We start from the raw sequence: 17,586 nt of genomic DNA, 5'->3' as shown, positions 1-17,586 counted from the left end.
ATCTGTAATCAGGCGTGCGACCGGAGCGGCACTGGGTTAATCGTCGAGGCGCTCTTCTAGCTGGCGCACTTCGTAGGTGAGCTTGTCGAGGAACTGCATACGCCGCATCAGGCGTTCGGCCTGTTCGCGTTGCGCGGCATCGTTCCAGCAGGCTGCGAAGCTTTCGTTCAGTGTTTGCTGGGCGTCTTTCAAGCGCCGCTTGAATACCGCGACACCGGCCAGGTCGGCGCTGTCCTGCAGGTCCTCGAGCTCTTCGCGCCACTGCATCTGCTGCAAAAGAAACTCGGGATCGTGAACCGTGACCTCCAGCGGCAACTCATGGCCGCTGATGGCGAGCAGGTAACGCGCGCGCTTGGCAGGACTCTTGAGCGTCTGGTAAGCCTCGTTGAGGTTCGCCGACTGCTCGAGCGCCCGCCGCTGCTCCGCCTCGGAGGCATCGGCAAAGCGGTCGGGATGGACGCCACGGGCCAATTCAAGATAACGCGCGGACAACTGCTCGAGATCCAGCTGGAACGCAGGCTGCATCTGGAACAACGCAAAATGACAAGGAGTACCCACAAGCCGCCTCAGATGTTGAAGCTTTCGCCGCAGCCACATTCACCGCGCACGTTGGGGTTGTTGAACTTGAAGCCTTCGTTCAACCCTTCCTTGACGAAATCCAGTTCGGTGCCGTCCAGGTACGTCAGGCTTTTCGGGTCGATGATCACTTTCTGACCATGACTTTCGAATACCTGATCGTCTTCGCCCACTTCGTCGACGAATTCCAGCACATAGGCAAGGCCAGAGCAGCCCGTGGTGCGAACACCCAGGCGGATACCCTCGCCCTTGCCGCGCCCCGCGAGGGAACGCTGCACATGCTTAGCTGCCGCTTCTGTCATCTGGATAGCCATGGAAAACTCCTTACCGTAACGCGGATCAGATCAAGCCTTTCTTCTGCTTGTAATCGCGAACGGCGGCCTTGATGGCGTCTTCGGCGAGTACCGAGCAGTGGATCTTCACTGGCGGCAGGGCCAGTTCTTCGGCCAGCTGGGTGTTCTTGATGGTTTCGGCTTCATCGAGGGTCTTGCCCTTCATCCACTCGGTGGCCAGAGAGCTGGACGCAATGGCCGAACCGCAGCCGTAGGTCTTGAACTTGGCATCTTCGATGATGCCCTGCTCGTTGACCTTGATCTGCAGACGCATCACGTCGCCGCACGCCGGCGCGCCGACCATGCCGGTGCCGACATCAGGATCCTGCGCGTCCATCTTGCCGACGTTGCGCGGGTTCTCGTAGTGGTCGATGACCTTTTCGCTATATGCCATTTGCTTCAATCCTCATCAGTGAGTCGCTCTGGTGGCGACTTCTTCAGTGCGCCGCCCACTCGATTTTCGAAATGTCGACGCCGTCTTTGTACATGTCCCACAGCGGCGACAGAGCGCGCAGCTTGGTAACGGCCTCGCAGACTTTCTGCGCGGCGTAATCGATTTCTTCTTCGGTGGTGAAACGGCCGAAGGTAAAGCGAATGGAGCTGTGGGCCAGTTCGTCGTTGCGGCCCAAGGCGCGCAGTACGTACGAAGGCTCCAGGGACGCCGAGGTGCACGCCGAACCGGACGACACGGCCAGATCCTTGAGCGCCATGATCAGCGACTCGCCTTCAACGTAGTTGAAGCTCAGGTTCAGGTTGTGCGGTACGCGGGCGGTCAGGCTGCCGTTGACGTAGAGTTCTTCGAGGTGCTCGACCTGCTTGAAGAAGCGATCGCTCAGGGCCTTGATGCGTACGTTCTCGGCGGCCATGTCTTCCTTGGCGACGCGGAAGGCTTCGCCCATGCCGACGATCTGGTGGGTCGCCAAGGTACCGGAACGCATGCCGCGCTCGTGACCGCCGCCGTGCATGGTCGCTTCGAGGCGAACACGCGGCTTGCGGCTGACGTACAGGGCGCCGATGCCTTTAGGGCCGTAGGTCTTGTGGGCCGAGAACGACATCAGGTCGACTTTCAGCTTGGACAGGTCGATGTCGACCTTGCCGGTGGACTGGGCCGCGTCGACGTGGAACAGGACACCCTTGGAGCGGGTCAGCTCGCCGATGGCCGCGATGTCGTTGACGGTGCCGATTTCGTTGTTCACGTGCATGATCGAAACCAGGATGGTGTCGTCGCGCAGGGCGGCTTCGACCATGGCCGGGGTGATGATGCCGTCTTCACCAGGCTCGATGTAGGTGACTTCGAAGCCTTCACGCTCCAGTTGGCGCATGGTGTCCAGGACAGCCTTGTGCTCGATCTTGGAGGTGATCAGGTGCTTGCCCTTGGTGTGGTAGAAGTGCGCGACACCCTTGATTGCCAGGTTGTCGGACTCAGTGGCACCGGAGGTCCAGACGATTTCACGCGGGTCGGCATTGACCAGGTCAGCGACCTGGCGACGGGCGTTTTCGACCGACTCTTCAGCCTTCCAGCCAAACACGTGGGAACGGGACGCCGGGTTACCGAAGTTTCCGTCGACCAGCAGGCATTCACTCATTTTTTGCGCAACACGCGGATCAACCGGGGTGGTCGCAGAGTAATCAAGGTAAATCGGCAATTTCATGGACTCTCTCCTAAATCAGGCTGGCTGGCGTTCCGCGTGCTCTGCGGCAGTCATTCGACGGCGGACGCTTCAATCTTGTCCAGGTGCGGCGCCTTGCTATTGCAACGGCGCTGGTCCTGACGCTGGGCTACTTCTTGCACCTCACGGCGAGTTACAAGGTCAGCCAAGCTGATACCGCTTAGAAATTCGTGAATCTGCAGGCTCAGGTCGCACCACAAGTGGTGGGTCAGGCAAGTATCGCCGCCATGGCAGTCGCCAAGGCCCTGGCACTTGGTCGCGTCGACCGATTCGTTCACCGCATCGATCACCTGGGCGACCTGGATGCCTTGCATGTCCCGCGACAGCTGGTAGCCGCCGCCGGGGCCGCGAACGCTGGACACCAGGTTGCTGCGGCGCAGCTTGGCGAACAGCTGTTCGAGGTAAGACAGGGAAATGCCCTGGCGCTCGGAGATATCGGCCAGGGACACCGGCCCGTGCTGCGCATGCAATGCCAGATCCAGCATTGCGGTCACGGCGTATCGGCCTTTTGTAGTCAGTCGCATGGACAATTACCACGGAGTTCGGAATGGGGGCGAGTATGCAATTCCCGAGTATTTAAGTCAAGTATAAGACCTAGTGGGTTACTCGGGTTTACCCGCGAAAGAGCGCGCGCATGATAGCAAAGGCTGGTTGGCGGCGACCAGTGATACCGCGCTGTCGTTTATCGCGAGCAAGCTCGCTCCCACAGAGGGGCTTTGGTGGATGCACAATTTCTGTACACCAACGATCATCTGTGGGAGCGAGCTTGCTCGCGATGAGGCCAGCAGGGTTTCAGCTGGCCTGGCTCTCATCCTTGTCCTTCACACACGCGAAGTCTTCCTCGCGCAGTTCAGGCAGGTCCTTGGCACAGTAATTACTGCCCAGGTCCTTCAGGGCCCCGCACATCCCCTCCAGGCGCCCATCGACGGCCTGCAGATGATCGAGCAACTGGTTGATGGCCCGGGCGACCGGGTCGGGCATGTCTTCGCCGACACCGTAGGCGTCGAAGCCGATCTTCTCGGCCATGGCCTTGCGGCGAGCATCCTGCTCCTCATCGGACTTGACGATGATCCGTCCAGGGATCCCCACCACCGTCGCACCCGGCGGCACGGCCTTGGTCACCACGGCGTTGGAGCCGACTTTCGCCCCCGCCCCCACCGTGAACGGCCCGAGCACCTTGGCGCCGGCACCGACCACCACGCCGTCTTCCAGGGTTGGGTGACGCTTGCCTTTGTTCCAACTGGTGCCGCCGAGGGTCACGCCCTGGTACAGGGTCACGTCGTCGCCGATCTCGGCGGTTTCGCCGATGACGATGCCCATGCCGTGGTCGATGAAGAACCGACGGCCGACCTTGGCGCCCGGGTGGATCTCGATCCCGGTCAGCCAGCGGCCGAAGTTCGAGACCAGCCGTGCCAGCCACTTCCAGCCCAAGTTCCACAAGGCGCCGGACAGGCGGTGGATCCAGATGGCGTGCATGCCCGGGTAGCAGGTCAGCACTTCAAAGGCATTGCGCGCCGCCGGGTCACGATGGAAAACACTTTGGATATCTTCACGCAAACGTTCGAACATTTTATTTCTTCCGCTTAATCAGCTCGCCACGGGCCGCCTTCTGGGTTTCCGTGAGGATGCCGCGCAATATATTCATCTCCGCCCGGCTGACCGAGCTTCGTCCGTACAACCGACGCAGGCGCGCCATCAAGTGCCGCGGCTTTTCCGGGTCGAGGAACTCGATGTCCACCAGGGTCTGCTCCAGGTGCTCATAGAATCGTTCCAACTCGTCCATGGTCGCCAGTGTCTCACTGCGCGGCGACGTGACCTCGGTTTTTTCGACTTTGCTGGGCTTGCCTTCGGCTGCCAGCCAAGCCATGCGCACTTCATAACTCAACACCTGCACCGCCGCCCCCAGGTTCAAGGAACTGAACTCGGGGTCGGAAGGGATATGCACGTGAAAGTGACATCGCTGCAGCTCGTCGTTGGTCAGGCCGGAGTCTTCACGACCGAACACCAGGGCGATTTCAAAGCCTTGCGCGGCCTCCTCGACCACTTTGGTGCCGCATTCGCGGGGATCGAGCAGCGGCCAGGGAATACGCCGGTCGCGGGCGCTGGTGCCGAGCACCAGGTTGCAACCCACCAGGGCATCCTCGAGGGTGGCGACGACTTGCGCGTTGGCCAGGATGTCACCGGCGCCGGAGGCCCGGGCGTCGGCTTCGTGATGGGGAAACAAGCGCGGCTCGACCAGCACCAGGCGCGACAGGCCCATGTTCTTCATGGCCCGCGCAGCTCCGCCGATGTTACCCGGATGGCTGGTATTGACCAGGACGACACGAATGTTCTGCAACAAGGGAGGCGCTCTCGAACACGATAAAGGGAGCAAATCTTACAGAAGCACCTACCGTTAAGCTATGAAAGCGAACACCAACCTTCTCCTGATAAAACTTTCTGATAGAATGCGCGGCTTTCTTTAACAACCTTAGGTGACACATCCATGCAGCCCATGCTGAATATCGCGCTGCGCGCCGCCCGCAGCGCCAGTGAACTGATCTTCCGCTCCATCGAGCGCCTGGATACCATCAAGGTCGATGAAAAAGACGCCAAGGACTACGTGTCCGAGGTCGATCGCGCCGCCGAGCAAAAGATCGTCGACGCCCTGCGCAAGGCTTACCCGAACCACTCCATCCTCGGTGAAGAGACCGGCATGCACGCCGGTACTGGCATCGAAGGCGAAGAGTACCTGTGGATCATCGATCCGCTGGACGGCACCACCAACTTCTTGCGCGGCATTCCTCATTTCGCTGTCAGCATCGCCTGCAAATACCGTGGCCGCCTGGAACACGCTGTCGTGCTGGACCCGGTTCGCCAGGAAGAATTCACCGCCAGCCGTGGCCGTGGCGCCCAACTGAACGGTCGTCGCCTGCGCGTCAGCGGTCGCACCAGCCTGGACGGCGCCCTGCTGGGTACCGGCTTCCCGTTCCGTGATGACCAGATGGACAACCTGGACAACTACCTGGGCATGTTCCGCGCCCTGGTCGGCCAAACCGCCGGCATCCGCCGCGCCGGCGCTGCGAGCCTGGACCTGGCTTATGTGGCTGCTGGTCGTTTCGATGCGTTCTGGGAATCGGGCCTGTCCGAATGGGACATGGCAGCGGGCGCCCTGCTGATCCAGGAAGCCGGTGGTTTGGTGAGCGATTTCACCGGCGGCCACGACTTCCTTGAAAAAGGCCACATCGTTGCCGGCAACACCAAATGCTTCAAGGCTGTGCTGACTGCTATCCAGCCGCACTTGCCGGCTTCGCTGAAACGCTAAGCTTCGGTTAGAGAAAAAAGCACCTTTCGGGGTGCTTTTTTTATGCCTGCTGATATCTCCCCTAGTGAGCACCACCCACTCAGGCATGAACACATCCGTGGCGAGGGAGCTTGCTCCCGCTTGAGTGCGAAGCGCTCACAACAAGGTCTGCTGCGCAGCCCAGCGGGAGCAAGCTCCCTCGCCACAATGAATGTCACCCTGAACATGGATGCAGGCTGATCCATCGCTATCGCGAGCAAGCTCGCTCCCACAGGGTGGACTGCCCCACACCAATCTGACTTTTGGGGTCAGTCCAGGGGAATTGGGATTGGCACAGGTTTATATCCACTGGAGATCCACTGTGGGAGCGAGCTTGCTCGCGATGGCGGTAGTACATTCACCAACCATGCAAGCCGATCCACCGGTATCGCGAGCAAGCTCGCTCCCACAAGGGGTTGGTGGTGAGCTATGGAATCATGGGCACAAAAAAAGCACCCCGAAGGGTGCTTCCTTTTGAATGCTCAGGTCACTGAGCCGGTGCGTTCTGACCGAGGATGAGTTGGCCTTCCTTGCTCACCGGGATCTGGTTGCCCGGGTCGCGGTCCATGCGGACTTTGCCTTCTTTGCCGTCGAGCATGTAGCGAACGTCGTAGCCTACAACCTTGTCGCTGATGTCATTGACCGTGTTGCAGCGCGTCTGGGTGGTGGTGTAGGTGTCGCGCTCTTGCATGCCTTCCTGAATCTTGTTACCGGCATAACCACCACCGGCCGCACCGGCCACGGTAGCGATTTTCTTGCCGGTGCCGCCGCCGACCTGGTTACCCAGCAGGCCACCGGCCAGAGCGCCGATCACGGTGCCGGCGATCTGGTGTTGGTCCTGAACCGGCTTCTGCCGAGTCACGGTGACGTCCTTGCACACTTCACGTGGGGTCTTGATTTGGGTCTTGACCGGTTCCACGGCCAGTACTTGCGCATACTCAGGGCCACTCTTTACCAAGCTGTAGGTCGCGACCGCACCACCGGCAGTCACACCGACAGCACCCAATACCGCACCAACCAGCATCGATTTGTTCACTTGAACCTCCAGGCCATTACAAGCGGATTAATCCGCGCTTCTCCCAGCCTTGGAGCACAAAAAAAGGCGCGAGTTCAACTCGCGCCTTTTCGGCGGTGACGGGCGGGGCGACGAGCCTTATGGGCGGTCGTCCACTTCCGTTTCGGTGGCCGCTGGAGGAATCAGGTCCTCGGTGCTCAGGTTCAGCCAGATCAGCACCACGTTGGCGATGTAGATCGACGAGTAGGTACCCGCCAATACACCGACAAACAGCGCGATGGAGAAACCGAACAGGTTGTCGCCACCAAAGATCAGCAGCGCCGCAATCGCCAGCAAGGTGGAGATCGACGTCGCCATGGTCCGCAGCAGCGTCTGGGTGGTCGAGATGTTGATGTTCTCGATCAAGGACGCCTTGCGCAGCACGCGGAAGTTCTCACGCACCCGGTCGAACACCACGATGGTGTCGTTGAGGGAGTAACCGATGATCGCCAGCACCGCCGCCAGCACCGTCAGGTCGAAGGTGATCTGGAAGAACGACAGGATGCCCACGGTCACGATCACGTCGTGGATCAGCGAGACAATCGCGCCCACCGCGAACTTCCACTGAAAGCGGAAGGCCAGGTAGATCAGGATGCCGCCCAGCGCCATCAGCATGCCGAGGCCGCCCTGGTCGCGCAGTTCCTCACCCACCTGCGGGCCGACGAACTCGACGCGCTTGACCTGGGCCGGGTTGTCGCCGCCGGCCTTCTGCAAGGCCTCGGCCACCTGGTGGCCCAGCTGTGGGTCTTCACCCGGCATGCGCACCAACAGGTCCGTGGTCGCACCGAAGCTCTGCACGATGGCATCGCTGTAGCCCGACGTCGCCAGTTGCTCACGCACCTTGGTGACGTCGGCCGGACGCTCGTAGGTCAGCTCGATGAGCGTACCGCCAGTGAAGTCCAGGCCGTAGTTCAGCCCCTTGGTGGCCCAGCTGAACAACGCCAGTACGGTAAGGAACAATGTGACGCCGAACGCAACGTTGCGAACGCCCATGAAGTTGATTGTACGTAACATGGCAGCCCCTTAAATCCACAACTTCTTGAAGTCACGACCGCCAAAGATCAGGTTGACCATTGCGCGGGTCACCATGATGGCCGTGAACATCGAGGTAAAGATCCCGAGGGACATGGTCACTGCGAAGCCCTTGACCGGGCCGGTGCCCATGGCGAAGAGAATCCCGCCCACCAGCAACGTGGTCAGGTTGGCGTCGAGGATCGCGGTGAATGCCCGGCCGAAGCCTTCGTTGATCGCCCGTTGAATCGTCATGCCCGCGGCGATCTCTTCACGTATCCGCGAGAAGATCAGCACGTTGGCGTCCACCGCCATGCCCATGGTCAAGACGATACCGGCAATACCCGGCAGGGTCAGCGTAGCCCCCAGCAGCGACATCAGCGCCAGCAGCATCACCATGTTCACCGCCAGCGCGACGGTGGCGATGATGCCGAAGAAGCGGTAGATGGCGATGATGAACAGCGACACGAACAGCATGCCCCACAGGGATGCGTCGATACCCTTGGTGATGTTGTCGGCCCCCAGGCTCGGGCCAATGGTGCGCTCTTCAGCGAAGTACATCGGCGCGGCCAGGCCACCGGCACGCAGCAGCAGGGCCAGTTCCGAGGATTCACCCTGGCCGTTCAAGCCGGTGATACGGAACTGGCTGCCCAGTGGCGACTGGATGGTCGCCAGGCTGATGATCTTCTTCTCTTCCTTGAAGGTCTGCACCGCGACGTCTTTCTCGACACCATCGACCACTTGCCTGGTGTAGGTGGTGGTCGGCTTCTGCTCGATGAAGATCACCGCCATGCTGCGACCGACGTTGCTGCGCGTGGCGCGGCTCATCAGTTCGCCACCGTGGCCGTCCAGGCGAATGTTCACCTGTGGGCGACCCTGTTCGTCGAAGCCCGCCTGGGCGTCGGTCACCTGGTCACCGGTGATGATCAGGCCACGCTCGATCTGCGCCGCCGGACGACCGCCCTCACGGAACTCGAAGCTCTCGGAGGTAGCCTTGGACGCACCCGGCTCAGCGGCCAGGCGGAATTCCAGGTTGGCGGTCTTGCCGAGGATACGCTTGGCTTCGGCCGTGTCCTGCACGCCCGGCAGCTCAACCACGATGCGGTTGGCGCCCTGGCGCTGGACGATCGGCTCGGCCACACCCAGCTCGTTGACGCGGTTACGCACCGTGGTCAAGTTCTGCTTGATGGAGTATTCGCGGATTTCCGCCAGCTTGGCCGGGGTCATCGCCAGACGCAGCACCGCCTGACCATTGAGGTCGGCCGGCACTATGTCGAAATCGTTGAAGTTCTTGCGGATCAGCGCACGGGCCTGCTCGCGAGTATCTTCATCGCTGAAGCCCAGCTGGATGGCACCGTCGAGCTGCGGCAGGCTGCGATAGCGCAGGCGCTCTTTGCGCAACAGGCTCTTGACGTCGCCTTCGTAGACTTTCATCCGCGCGTCGAGGGCTTTTTCCATGTCCACTTCCAGCAGGAAGTGCACACCGCCGGACAAGTCCAGGCCCAGCTTCATCGGGTGCGCGCCAAGCTTGCGCAACCATTGCGGGGTGGTCTGGGCCAGGTTCAGGGCTACAACGTAATCGTCGCCCATGGCCTTGCGCACCACGTCCTTGGCCGGCAGTTGGTCTTCCGCCTTGGTCAGGCGCAACAGGCCGCCCTTGCCGTTTTCGGCGATGGACGCAGCCTTGACCTCGATATTGGCCGCCTTGAGCGCAGCGCTCGCACGGTCCAGATCGGCCTGGGTGACCTGCAGCGCAGTGCTTGCGCCACTGACCTGAATGGCCGGGTCATCCGGGTATAGATTGGGAGCGGAATAAATCAGACCGACCGCCAGCACCGCCAGGATCAGTACATATTTCCACAGAGGGTATTTGTTCAGCATCACGCCGCCCGCTTATGACGCGGGGCGCCTTGCGCGCCCCGTCGATTGAATAGAAGTTGTTACTTAGATCGCTTTCAGCGTGCCTTTTGGCAGCGTGGCCGCGATGGCGCCCTTCTGGAACTTCATTTCAACAGTGTCGGACACTTCCAGTACCACGAAGTCATCGGCCACTTTGGTGATCTTGCCAGCGATACCGCCGGTGGTAACCACTTCATCGCCCTTCTGCAAGCTGCTCAGCAGGTTCTTCTGCTCTTTGGCGCGCTTGGCCTGTGGACGCCAGATCATCAGGTAGAAGATGACCAGGAAGCCGACCAGGAAAATCCACTCGAAACCGCCACCCATAGGGCCGGCAGCAGCAGGTGCAGCGGCATCAGCCATGGCGTTAGAGATAAAAAAGCTCATTTAGCACTCCAGTTGCAAGTATTGAATCTAGGGATCGGAAAACTCAGTCCAAAGGCGGAACAGGCAACCCGCGCTTGGCATAGAAGGCCTCGACAAAGGCGGCCAATGTACCCTGTTGGATAGCCTCGCGCAAACCAGCCATAAGCACCTGATAATGGCGCAAATTGTGGATGGTATTGAGCATACTGCCGAGCATTTCGCCGCACTTGTCCAAATGATGCAGATAAGCGCGGGAGAAGTTCTGGCAGGTGTAGCAATCGCAGGTCGGATCCAGCGGCGAATCATCATGGCGATGGAACGCGTTACGGATCTTCAGCACACCGGTGTCGATGAACAGATGCCCATTGCGGGCATTACGGGTTGGCATCACGCAATCGAACATGTCCACCCCGCGGCGCACACCCTCAACCAGATCTTCCGGTTTGCCAACGCCCATAAGGTAACGAGGTTTGTCAGCGGGCATTTCGCCTGGCAGGTAATCCAGCACCTTAATCATCTCGTGCTTCGGTTCGCCCACCGACAAACCGCCGATGGCCAGGCCGTCGAAGCCGATCTTGTCCAGGCCTTCGAGGGAGCGCATGCGCAGGTCGCGGTGCATGCCGCCCTGGACGATGCCGAACAACGCCGCGGTGTTTTCGCCATGGGCATTCTTCGAACGCTGGGCCCAGCGCAACGACAGCTCCATGGACACCCGCGCCACGTCTTCATCGGCCGGGTACGGTGTGCATTCGTCGAAGATCATCACGATGTCCGAGCCCAGGTCGCGCTGCACCTGCATCGACTCTTCCGGGCCCATGAACACCTTGGAACCGTCCACCGGAGAGGCGAAGGTCACGCCCTCCTCCTTGATCTTGCGCATCGCGCCCAGGCTGAACACCTGGAAACCGCCGGAGTCGGTCAGGATCGGGCCTTTCCACTGCATGAAATCGTGCAGGTCGCCGTGGGCCTTGATCACTTCCATGCCCGGGCGCAGCCACAGGTGGAAGGTGTTGCCGAGGATGATTTCCGCGCCAATCGCCTCGATGTCACGCGGCAACATGCCCTTGACCGTGCCGTAGGTGCCCACTGGCATGAACGCCGGGGTCTCCACGGTACCGCGGGGGAAGGTCAGACGACCGCGACGAGCCTTGCCATCGGTGGCGAGCAACTCGAAGGACATGCGACAGGTGCGACTCATACTGTTTCCTCGGGTCCGCGTGGCGCGGGGTTACGGGTGATGAACATCGCATCACCGTAGCTGAAAAAGCGGTATCCATGCTCGACGGCGGCCTTGTAGGCGGCCATGGCTTCGGGATAACCGGCGAACGCCGAAACCAGCATCAACAGCGTGGACTCGGGCAAATGAAAGTTGGTGACCAGGGCATCGACCACATGGAACGGCCGGCCCGGGTAGATAAAGATATCGGTGTCGCCGCTGAACGGCTTGAGCACACCATCGCGAGCAGCGCTTTCCAGGGACCGCACACTGGTGGTCCCCACCGCCACCACCCGCCCGCCGCGCGCGCGACAGGCCGCCACGGCATCGACCACTTCCTGGCTCACTTCCAGCCATTCGTTGTGCATGTGGTGGTCTTCGATACGCTCGACCCGCACCGGCTGGAACGTGCCAGCGCCAACGTGCAGCGTCACGAACGCGGTCTCCACACCCTTGGCGGCAATCGCCTCCAGCAACGGCTGATCGAAATGCAACCCCGCCGTCGGCGCCGCCACCGCCCCCAGGCGCTCGGCGTACACGGTCTGATAACGCTCGCGGTCCGAACCTTCGTCCGGGCGGTCTATATAAGGAGGCAACGGCATGTGCCCGACACGGTCGAGCAGCGGCAACACCTCTTCGGCAAATTCCAGCTCGAACAACGCATCATGCCGCGCCACCATCACCGCCTCGCCGCCACCGTCGATGAGGATCGACGAACCCGGCTTGGGCGATTTGCTGGAGCGCACATGGGCCAGCACACGATGACTGTCCAGCACCCGCTCCACCAGAATCTCCAGCTTGCCGCCGGAGGCCTTCTGGCCAAACAACCGCGCCGGAATCACCCGGGTATTGTTGAACACCATCAAATCGCCCGGGCGCAAATGCTCAAGCAAATCAGTGAATTGACGGTGAGCCATGGCACCGCTGACCCCGTCCAGGGTCAACAGTCGACTGGCGCGACGCTCGGCCAGAGGGTGGCGAGCGATCAGCGAATCCGGGAGTTCGAAGGTAAAGTCAGCAACACGCATGATGGGGTTCGTCTAGCAGGGCCGGAAAGTCTAGCGGAAATATCAAAAATTCACCATGAAACGTGATTGACCAACGGTAGGCACCTCTCTATACTTCGCCGCCATTGAGCCCTGATGGCGGAATTGGTAGACGCGGCGGATTCAAAATCCGTTTTCGAAAGGAGTGGGAGTTCGAGTCTCCCTCGGGGCACCATCTTAAAGAAAGACCTTGAAATTCAAGGTCTTTTTTTTCGTCTGCAGGAAAGTCACCCGATCCATTTGTGGCGAGGGGATTTATCCCCGCTGGGCCGCGAAGCGGCCCCAACCACCAAACCTCTGGCAAGGAAGAATCTGTGGCTAATAGGAACCTGTGGCGAGGGAGCTTACTCCCGCTTGAGCGCAAAGCGCTCACAAAAATGTCACAGCCCCCACCGATGCTCCGCCTTACGACGCCCTGTTGATCCACCACCCCTCCTCACCCGCTGACAAAGGATTTCACTCCATGGAATTGCTACTGGAAACGGTCGCTCTTTACTCGCTGAAGCTGGCTTATGAGACGGAGGGGCATAGTCCGATTTTGCGGGATGACCACCTGATGGCGGACTATGAGCGGGAAGTGTTTGGGTTGTTGGTGCGCAGAGAAGACATCCAAGCTATCCAGGCGAAAGTGAAGCACTGCTTGGACTTGGCGCTGGAGGCAATTGGGGGCAGCAACACCGCTTTGGGACGGGAACTGGGCCGGTTGGCGACTGACTTCAGCGCTACCCAGACGATAGCGGAGCTTCGGGATCCGCTTCTAACTCTTAGGGATTACCTGAAAGATATCCAGTAAACCTGCAAGACCTGGCGCAACCGAACATCTTGGAGAAATACGTTTTGCTGAAATGGATCTCTGCATTTTTTGTTAGAAGTCGCGAAAACGACACGCTGGGCGAGTTAGTGATGGAGAACCGGCGCTGGCGCATGTTCGCCAAGGTCGGCTTCACCATATTGGTGTTCATGCCCATCCTCACCTACTGCTCCTGGATAGCCCCACGGTTTGAGGACTCGGGGCTTACCAATCCCGCAGTGCTTGAGGTGATCAATAGCGAAGAGTATCAACAGGCAACCCGGGAAATATTTGCTCTGCTCGACCTCTACAACCGGGGCGAGATTGGCCTGGACTCGCTGCGCGGTTTACAAGGTGTTCACCGAATTGGCGGCGTAACGGTCACTTTCAACCTGCAGTTGGTACCACGAGACGAGCCCAGGCAAGGAGGAGGCAACAAATACAAGCTTGATGGCCAGTACAAAGTGACAGTCGTCACAGGCTATCTGGTTATGTTTCTGACCATCGAACTGTTTTTGATTGGGATAGCAACCTGCGTCATTTTCCAAAGACCACCAAAAGCGCAGCGCAGGTTTGAGGAACAGATACTCCAGGAGCATTTCTCCTTTGATATGCCCGCCCTCCCCGTTACCGAAGAGCGAGCCGACCAGATCATCGAGCGCATGCTGCTGCGTTTTCACCGTTTTGCGAAAGACTTGGAACACCGCCCGCGCGGCCGAAAGGGAGTTCAGCTTGACGATGAATACGACGTCCAGTTTCTGGTCAACGCGTTGCTAAGATTGCAGTTCGATAACGTAAAGTCTGAAGAGCCGTCCCCGAGCATGGCAGCAGGCGGCACCCGCACAGACTTCTTCCTGCCTGAGCATGGGCTCTTTATTGAACTCAAGATGACGCGCGACGGTATGACCGCAAGATCGCTAGCCGACGAGCTGATCCTGGATATCGCACGCTATCGTGCCCATCCCGAATGCCATGCAATCATCTTTTTCGTCTATGACCCTCGCGGCCTTGTTAAGAACACCGTGGCATTGCAAACGGAGTTATCGGAGATTGCGGGTGAGCTCCCTGTGAGCCTGATCGTTTCGCCTAGCCATTGAGGAAAGGGCGGATCGTGAAGATTGTCCTAAATGCTCAAATACACAGGTACGGCGTCACCGCCAGCTCAAGCATGTCCACCAGCTCAGGATCCATGAAGCGATAGTCATCGGGAATATCCAGAACATGCAGCTGCTTGTGCTCAAGCAGCCGAGCGTACTCTGCCCGTAGACGATGCTCGTGCTTGCGCTCCATCACAAAAATGATATCGGCCCAACGGATATCCGCTGGGCCGATAGGCTTGCGTGCGTTCGGGCTGGTGCCCGCCGAACGAGCACTGAAACCAGGACGTCGACGCCAGATCGCCTCCCCGGTAGGGCTGCGCCATTGGTTACGACTGCAAACGAACAGGAGATTAGTCACTCTTGATCCAACAGTTGGCGGGTGGTGCGGATGGGATAGCTCATACAGAGCTGACGCGCCCGGTGCAGCTTGTCGGCACGGGTGTAGATCAGCTTCCAGTTCTTTTCTGGTTTGGGGTCCTGCGGGCTAATCGCTTCGCGCCCATTGTGCTTGCGCGATTGCGCGCGTCTCCAGCTGCGGGTTCTTTCCATGGTTGTTTCCTCGTGAGTACCGGGTTCAGCAGCCGCGGTAATACGAGGTGGTGGGATGGTAAGCGTGAATTGGGGTTGTGGCTAGTGTGGGCGGGGTTGGATAGCTGTGGTTAGACGGTCCGTGACGGCTGTCGTTTCGGGATAAAGATAGGGGGGAGGTGTCGCTGCCACCCCCCCTTTTCCACTTAATCATCCAATTGATTTTAATGATAATTTTAGTTATCAATATATGCCCTCCGCACCATTGTTCAGCTCTGTTGCAGGCTGAGACCTTTCTTCCAAACGATCCCGACTGCTAACACGGACGCTCCGCACTCGTGGCCATAAACTTCAACGCCTGCCTAAACGGGACAGCCCTCACCTTTCCTCCTGCCTTCAGGCGACCGGGCTAAATATTAGCGAAACGAAGAACGTCTGCGCCCCCTGTTCAGAGCGAAAAAAGCCAATGCGACCCAAAAGCATTCACATCAATGAAACGGCTCTGTCCAAACGGCCATGTCTGTAGTAGCGTTATGCCGTCCCCCCCAATCTTAACCATGCGGGGTGAAGCCCTACTTCTCTCCAAGAACTAAATGCGACTGGCTTCAATTTGGCGGCCCTTGAATAGGACTTTAGGGTTATGGATATAGGACATAGTATTGAAAAAATCATGTCCCACCGCTTTTCTGACAATTGGACTCAAGGAGGAAACTAATGGAACAGGCATGCTTATTTGGACCAAAATTTTTAGAGAAATTTGTTGGGCGAAACATTCTGTACGACCCTAAAGTAGCTATTGTCGAATTAATCGCAAACTCATGGGACGCAGGAGCAAGCGAAGTCAAAATAATTTGGCCTACTCCGAAAAATGAACAAAACTTCTCCATCAGCGACAATGGCACTGGGATGTCCGAAGAAGAATTTATTTCTCGTTGGAGAACATTGGCGTACGATAGAATCTCTTCCCAAGGCGACAATATAATTATTAATAACAAAAAACGCACAGTTTTTGGAAAAAACGGGATAGGAAGGTTCGCAGGCTTTTGTTTTGGAGAGCGTTACGTAGTAGAAACCATAAACAATGGAATATTAATTCAGTACGAAGTAACTATAGAGAACGTCTCGACACCCTTCAGAACAAACAAACTTAAGTCAGAAAAAACCTCAAAGCCTAATGGAACTCGCATTTTTGTATCCGACGCGGCTCCTTCCAGAATTCCAGAAAATACAATTTCGTCTGAAATAGGCATGAGATTTTTGACAGACCCGTCATTCTCTTGTTACGTAAATGGCGTAAAAGTTGACTTCTCCAACATCCCCGAAACAAATATCTCAGTCAATGAAATCAATCTCGAAAAAGATAAAACACTCAAAATAAAAATAATAGATACAATAGAATCCGACAAAACAACAAAACAGCACGGCGTGGCTTGGCATGTGAATGGTCGGTTAGTAGGTGAGGCAAACTGGAAAGATAATGGTTTCGACGAAATAATTGACGGAAGATCTGCTGAAGCCAAACGCCACACGTTCATCATTGATGCAGACTTCCTCAGCAAACAAGATGCAATCAAGGCTGACTGGACAGGCTTCAACGACACGCCAGACTTTAATAAAGCTCGAGACGCAAGTTTTGAATTCATAAAAGCTCACATTCTAGGTCAAACACAACAAAAGCGGGACCAAACCTTAAGCAGCATCAAGCAAAAGCAGAACGTTCAGATAAGCAACTTAACTCCTCTGCGGAAGGAGCGCTGGGAAAAGGTAATTACAAAAGTCCAAGAAGAGTGTCCCAGCCTTTCAGAAAAAGATCTACTAAAAATCTCCGAGATATTAGTGAGCCTAGAAAAATCAGATAACAAGTACTCATTGATAAGCAAACTGCATGAGTTAAAACCTGACCAACTAGACAGCCTACACAATATCCTCAACGATTGGAGCCTAGATTTAGCTAAAGAAGTATTAGACGAGTTACAGATCCGCCTTAAACTTCTTGACGAACTAAAAGAAAGAGTTCTAGACACCAACACGAGAGAAGTTCAAGATCTACAGCCACTTTTCCATCAAGGACTTTGGATTTTCGGACCCGAGTATGAAACAATCGAGTTCACCTCAAATGAAGGAATGACAAAAGTAATACAAAAGCTGTTTAAATCTGACGATATGGGAAGTAGGAATCGCCCGGACTTTGCGATTCTTCCAGATAGTACCGTGGGTACGTACTGTTATCCAACATACGATAGCGACGGCGGCGAGATAGGGATTGACAAATTAGTAGTAGTGGAGCTTAAAAAACCAGGAATAGCGATCAGCACAGACGAAAAAGCTCAATGCTGGAAGTATGTGAGCGAGCTGATAAAAAAAGGGTTGATTAGCAGAACCACAAGAGTTACGTGCTTTGTTTTGGGCAACGAAGTGGACCCCTTCGAGAAAGAGGCTCGGCGAGACAATGATAATTGCATTATCCAACCCATGGATTATCAAATTGTTATAGCACGGGCTAAAAGTCGTCTTCTGAAACTTTATGACCGAGTTAAGGGCGCCCCGTTTTTAGAGGAACAGCGCATCGCACTTGGACAGTCAGTACAAAACCAACTTCCTCTTTTAGAAGATGATAATGTATACGCAACCCAACTGCTCCAGACCACAGGTTCTGGAGCACCACTAATTTAGAAGGGG

At 57.5% G+C, this 17,586-nt stretch carries 19 protein-coding genes and 1 tRNA gene; 5 read left to right on the top strand and 15 right to left on the bottom strand.

Annotated features, from left to right (window positions below; all coding sequences use genetic code 11):
- Positions 1–36: 36 nt before the first annotated feature.
- The 7 genes from hscB to trmJ form a co-directional block, all read right to left on the bottom strand.
- Entirely contained in the window at positions 37–558 is a 522-nt protein-coding gene (gene hscB, locus BLO80_RS24230; RefSeq protein WP_092165675.1) for a co-chaperone HscB, read from the bottom strand.
- Between the two features lie 8 nt (positions 559–566).
- Positions 567–890 carry an iron-sulfur cluster assembly protein IscA gene (gene iscA / locus BLO80_RS24225; RefSeq protein ID WP_030139597.1) on the bottom strand — a complete coding sequence of 108 codons (324 nt, stop codon included), beginning with the start codon at positions 888–890 and terminating at the stop codon, positions 567–569.
- A 25-nt stretch (positions 891–915) separates the two neighbouring features.
- Positions 916–1,302: a Fe-S cluster assembly scaffold IscU gene (gene iscU / locus BLO80_RS24220; protein WP_003185157.1), complete on the bottom strand. Its 387-nt coding sequence runs from the start codon at positions 1,300–1,302 to the stop codon at positions 916–918.
- Between the two features lie 43 nt (positions 1,303–1,345).
- On the bottom strand, positions 1,346–2,560 hold the full coding sequence (locus tag BLO80_RS24215) for an IscS subfamily cysteine desulfurase (RefSeq protein ID WP_072408082.1): 1,215 nt from the start codon (positions 2,558–2,560) through the stop codon (positions 1,346–1,348).
- Positions 2,561–2,610: 50 nt separating this feature from the next.
- Positions 2,611–3,102 (bottom strand): Fe-S cluster assembly transcriptional regulator IscR, encoded by a 492-nt coding sequence (gene iscR / locus BLO80_RS24210; protein WP_003185160.1) that lies wholly within the window; start codon positions 3,100–3,102, stop codon positions 2,611–2,613.
- A gap of 268 nt (positions 3,103–3,370) precedes the next feature.
- Positions 3,371–4,147, bottom strand: coding sequence for a serine O-acetyltransferase (gene cysE / locus BLO80_RS24205; RefSeq protein ID WP_092331632.1), 777 nt, complete (start codon positions 4,145–4,147; stop codon positions 3,371–3,373).
- Between the two features lies 1 nt (position 4,148).
- Positions 4,149–4,919, bottom strand: coding sequence for a tRNA (cytosine(32)/uridine(32)-2'-O)-methyltransferase TrmJ (trmJ, locus tag BLO80_RS24200; protein ID WP_038856918.1), 771 nt, complete (start codon positions 4,917–4,919; stop codon positions 4,149–4,151).
- A 144-nt stretch (positions 4,920–5,063) separates the two neighbouring features.
- On the opposite strand from trmJ, the gene suhB reads away from it, so the two are divergent.
- A complete protein-coding gene (gene suhB / locus BLO80_RS24195) occupies positions 5,064–5,882 on the top strand; it encodes a type III secretion system regulator SuhB (RefSeq protein ID WP_003185165.1) in 819 nt (272 codons plus the stop codon).
- Positions 5,883–6,387: 505 nt separating this feature from the next.
- Here suhB and BLO80_RS24190 read toward each other — a convergent pair.
- The 6 genes from BLO80_RS24190 to queA form a co-directional block, all read right to left on the bottom strand.
- Positions 6,388–6,936 (bottom strand): glycine zipper 2TM domain-containing protein, encoded by a 549-nt coding sequence (locus BLO80_RS24190; protein ID WP_092205408.1) that lies wholly within the window; start codon positions 6,934–6,936, stop codon positions 6,388–6,390.
- Between the two features lie 117 nt (positions 6,937–7,053).
- On the bottom strand, positions 7,054–7,968 hold the full coding sequence (gene secF / locus BLO80_RS24185) for a protein translocase subunit SecF (protein ID WP_063322858.1): 915 nt from the start codon (positions 7,966–7,968) through the stop codon (positions 7,054–7,056).
- Positions 7,969–7,977: 9 nt separating this feature from the next.
- Complete coding sequence (secD, locus tag BLO80_RS24180) at positions 7,978–9,846, bottom strand: protein translocase subunit SecD (protein ID WP_092331634.1); 1,869 nt, start codon at positions 9,844–9,846, stop codon at positions 7,978–7,980.
- Positions 9,847–9,909: 63 nt separating this feature from the next.
- The gene (gene yajC / locus BLO80_RS24175; RefSeq protein WP_007916913.1) at positions 9,910–10,248 is read right to left on the bottom strand and encodes a preprotein translocase subunit YajC; all 339 of its coding nucleotides are present in this window, start codon (positions 10,246–10,248) and stop codon (positions 9,910–9,912) included.
- A gap of 43 nt (positions 10,249–10,291) precedes the next feature.
- On the bottom strand, positions 10,292–11,407 hold the full coding sequence (tgt, locus tag BLO80_RS24170; protein WP_161951757.1) for a tRNA guanosine(34) transglycosylase Tgt: 1,116 nt from the start codon (positions 11,405–11,407) through the stop codon (positions 10,292–10,294).
- A 14-nt stretch (positions 11,408–11,421) separates the two neighbouring features.
- Positions 11,422–12,471, bottom strand: a complete 1,050-nt coding sequence (gene queA / locus BLO80_RS24165) for a tRNA preQ1(34) S-adenosylmethionine ribosyltransferase-isomerase QueA (RefSeq protein WP_025211994.1) — start codon at positions 12,469–12,471, stop codon at positions 11,422–11,424.
- 108 nt (positions 12,472–12,579) lie between these two features.
- On the opposite strand from queA, the gene BLO80_RS24160 reads away from it, so the two are divergent.
- The 3 genes from BLO80_RS24160 to BLO80_RS24150 all read left to right on the top strand — a co-directional run bounded on the left by BLO80_RS24160 (position 12,580) and on the right by BLO80_RS24150 (position 14,376).
- Positions 12,580–12,664: transfer RNA gene (locus tag BLO80_RS24160), tRNA-Leu, on the top strand.
- A 288-nt stretch (positions 12,665–12,952) separates the two neighbouring features.
- Positions 12,953–13,282 (top strand): hypothetical protein, encoded by a 330-nt coding sequence (locus BLO80_RS24155; protein WP_092331637.1) that lies wholly within the window; start codon positions 12,953–12,955, stop codon positions 13,280–13,282.
- 44 nt (positions 13,283–13,326) lie between these two features.
- Positions 13,327–14,376, top strand: a complete 1,050-nt coding sequence (locus BLO80_RS24150) for a PD-(D/E)XK nuclease domain-containing protein (RefSeq protein ID WP_092331640.1) — start codon at positions 13,327–13,329, stop codon at positions 14,374–14,376.
- 34 nt (positions 14,377–14,410) lie between these two features.
- On the opposite strand, the gene BLO80_RS24145 is transcribed toward BLO80_RS24150, so the two are convergent.
- Together BLO80_RS24145 and BLO80_RS24140 are read right to left on the bottom strand one after the other, a co-directional pair.
- A complete protein-coding gene (locus tag BLO80_RS24145; protein ID WP_092331642.1) occupies positions 14,411–14,737 on the bottom strand; it encodes a low molecular weight protein tyrosine phosphatase family protein in 327 nt (108 codons plus the stop codon).
- Positions 14,734–14,928: a hypothetical protein gene (locus BLO80_RS24140; protein ID WP_092331645.1), complete on the bottom strand. Its 195-nt coding sequence runs from the start codon at positions 14,926–14,928 to the stop codon at positions 14,734–14,736. Before BLO80_RS24140 ends, BLO80_RS24145 begins: the two co-directional genes overlap by 4 nt.
- 693 nt (positions 14,929–15,621) lie before the next feature.
- Here BLO80_RS24140 and BLO80_RS24135 point away from each other — a divergent pair.
- On the top strand, positions 15,622–17,580 hold the full coding sequence (locus BLO80_RS24135; RefSeq protein ID WP_092331648.1) for an ATP-binding protein: 1,959 nt from the start codon (positions 15,622–15,624) through the stop codon (positions 17,578–17,580).
- Positions 17,581–17,586 lie beyond the last annotated feature (6 nt).

The organism is Pseudomonas sp. NFACC56-3 (genome assembly GCF_900100025.1).
Lineage (GTDB): Bacteria > Pseudomonadota > Gammaproteobacteria > Pseudomonadales > Pseudomonadaceae > Aquipseudomonas > Aquipseudomonas fluorescens_AA.
Note: the sequence above shows the minus strand (reverse complement) of the source record. Positions and strands in the feature narration are given on the sequence as shown.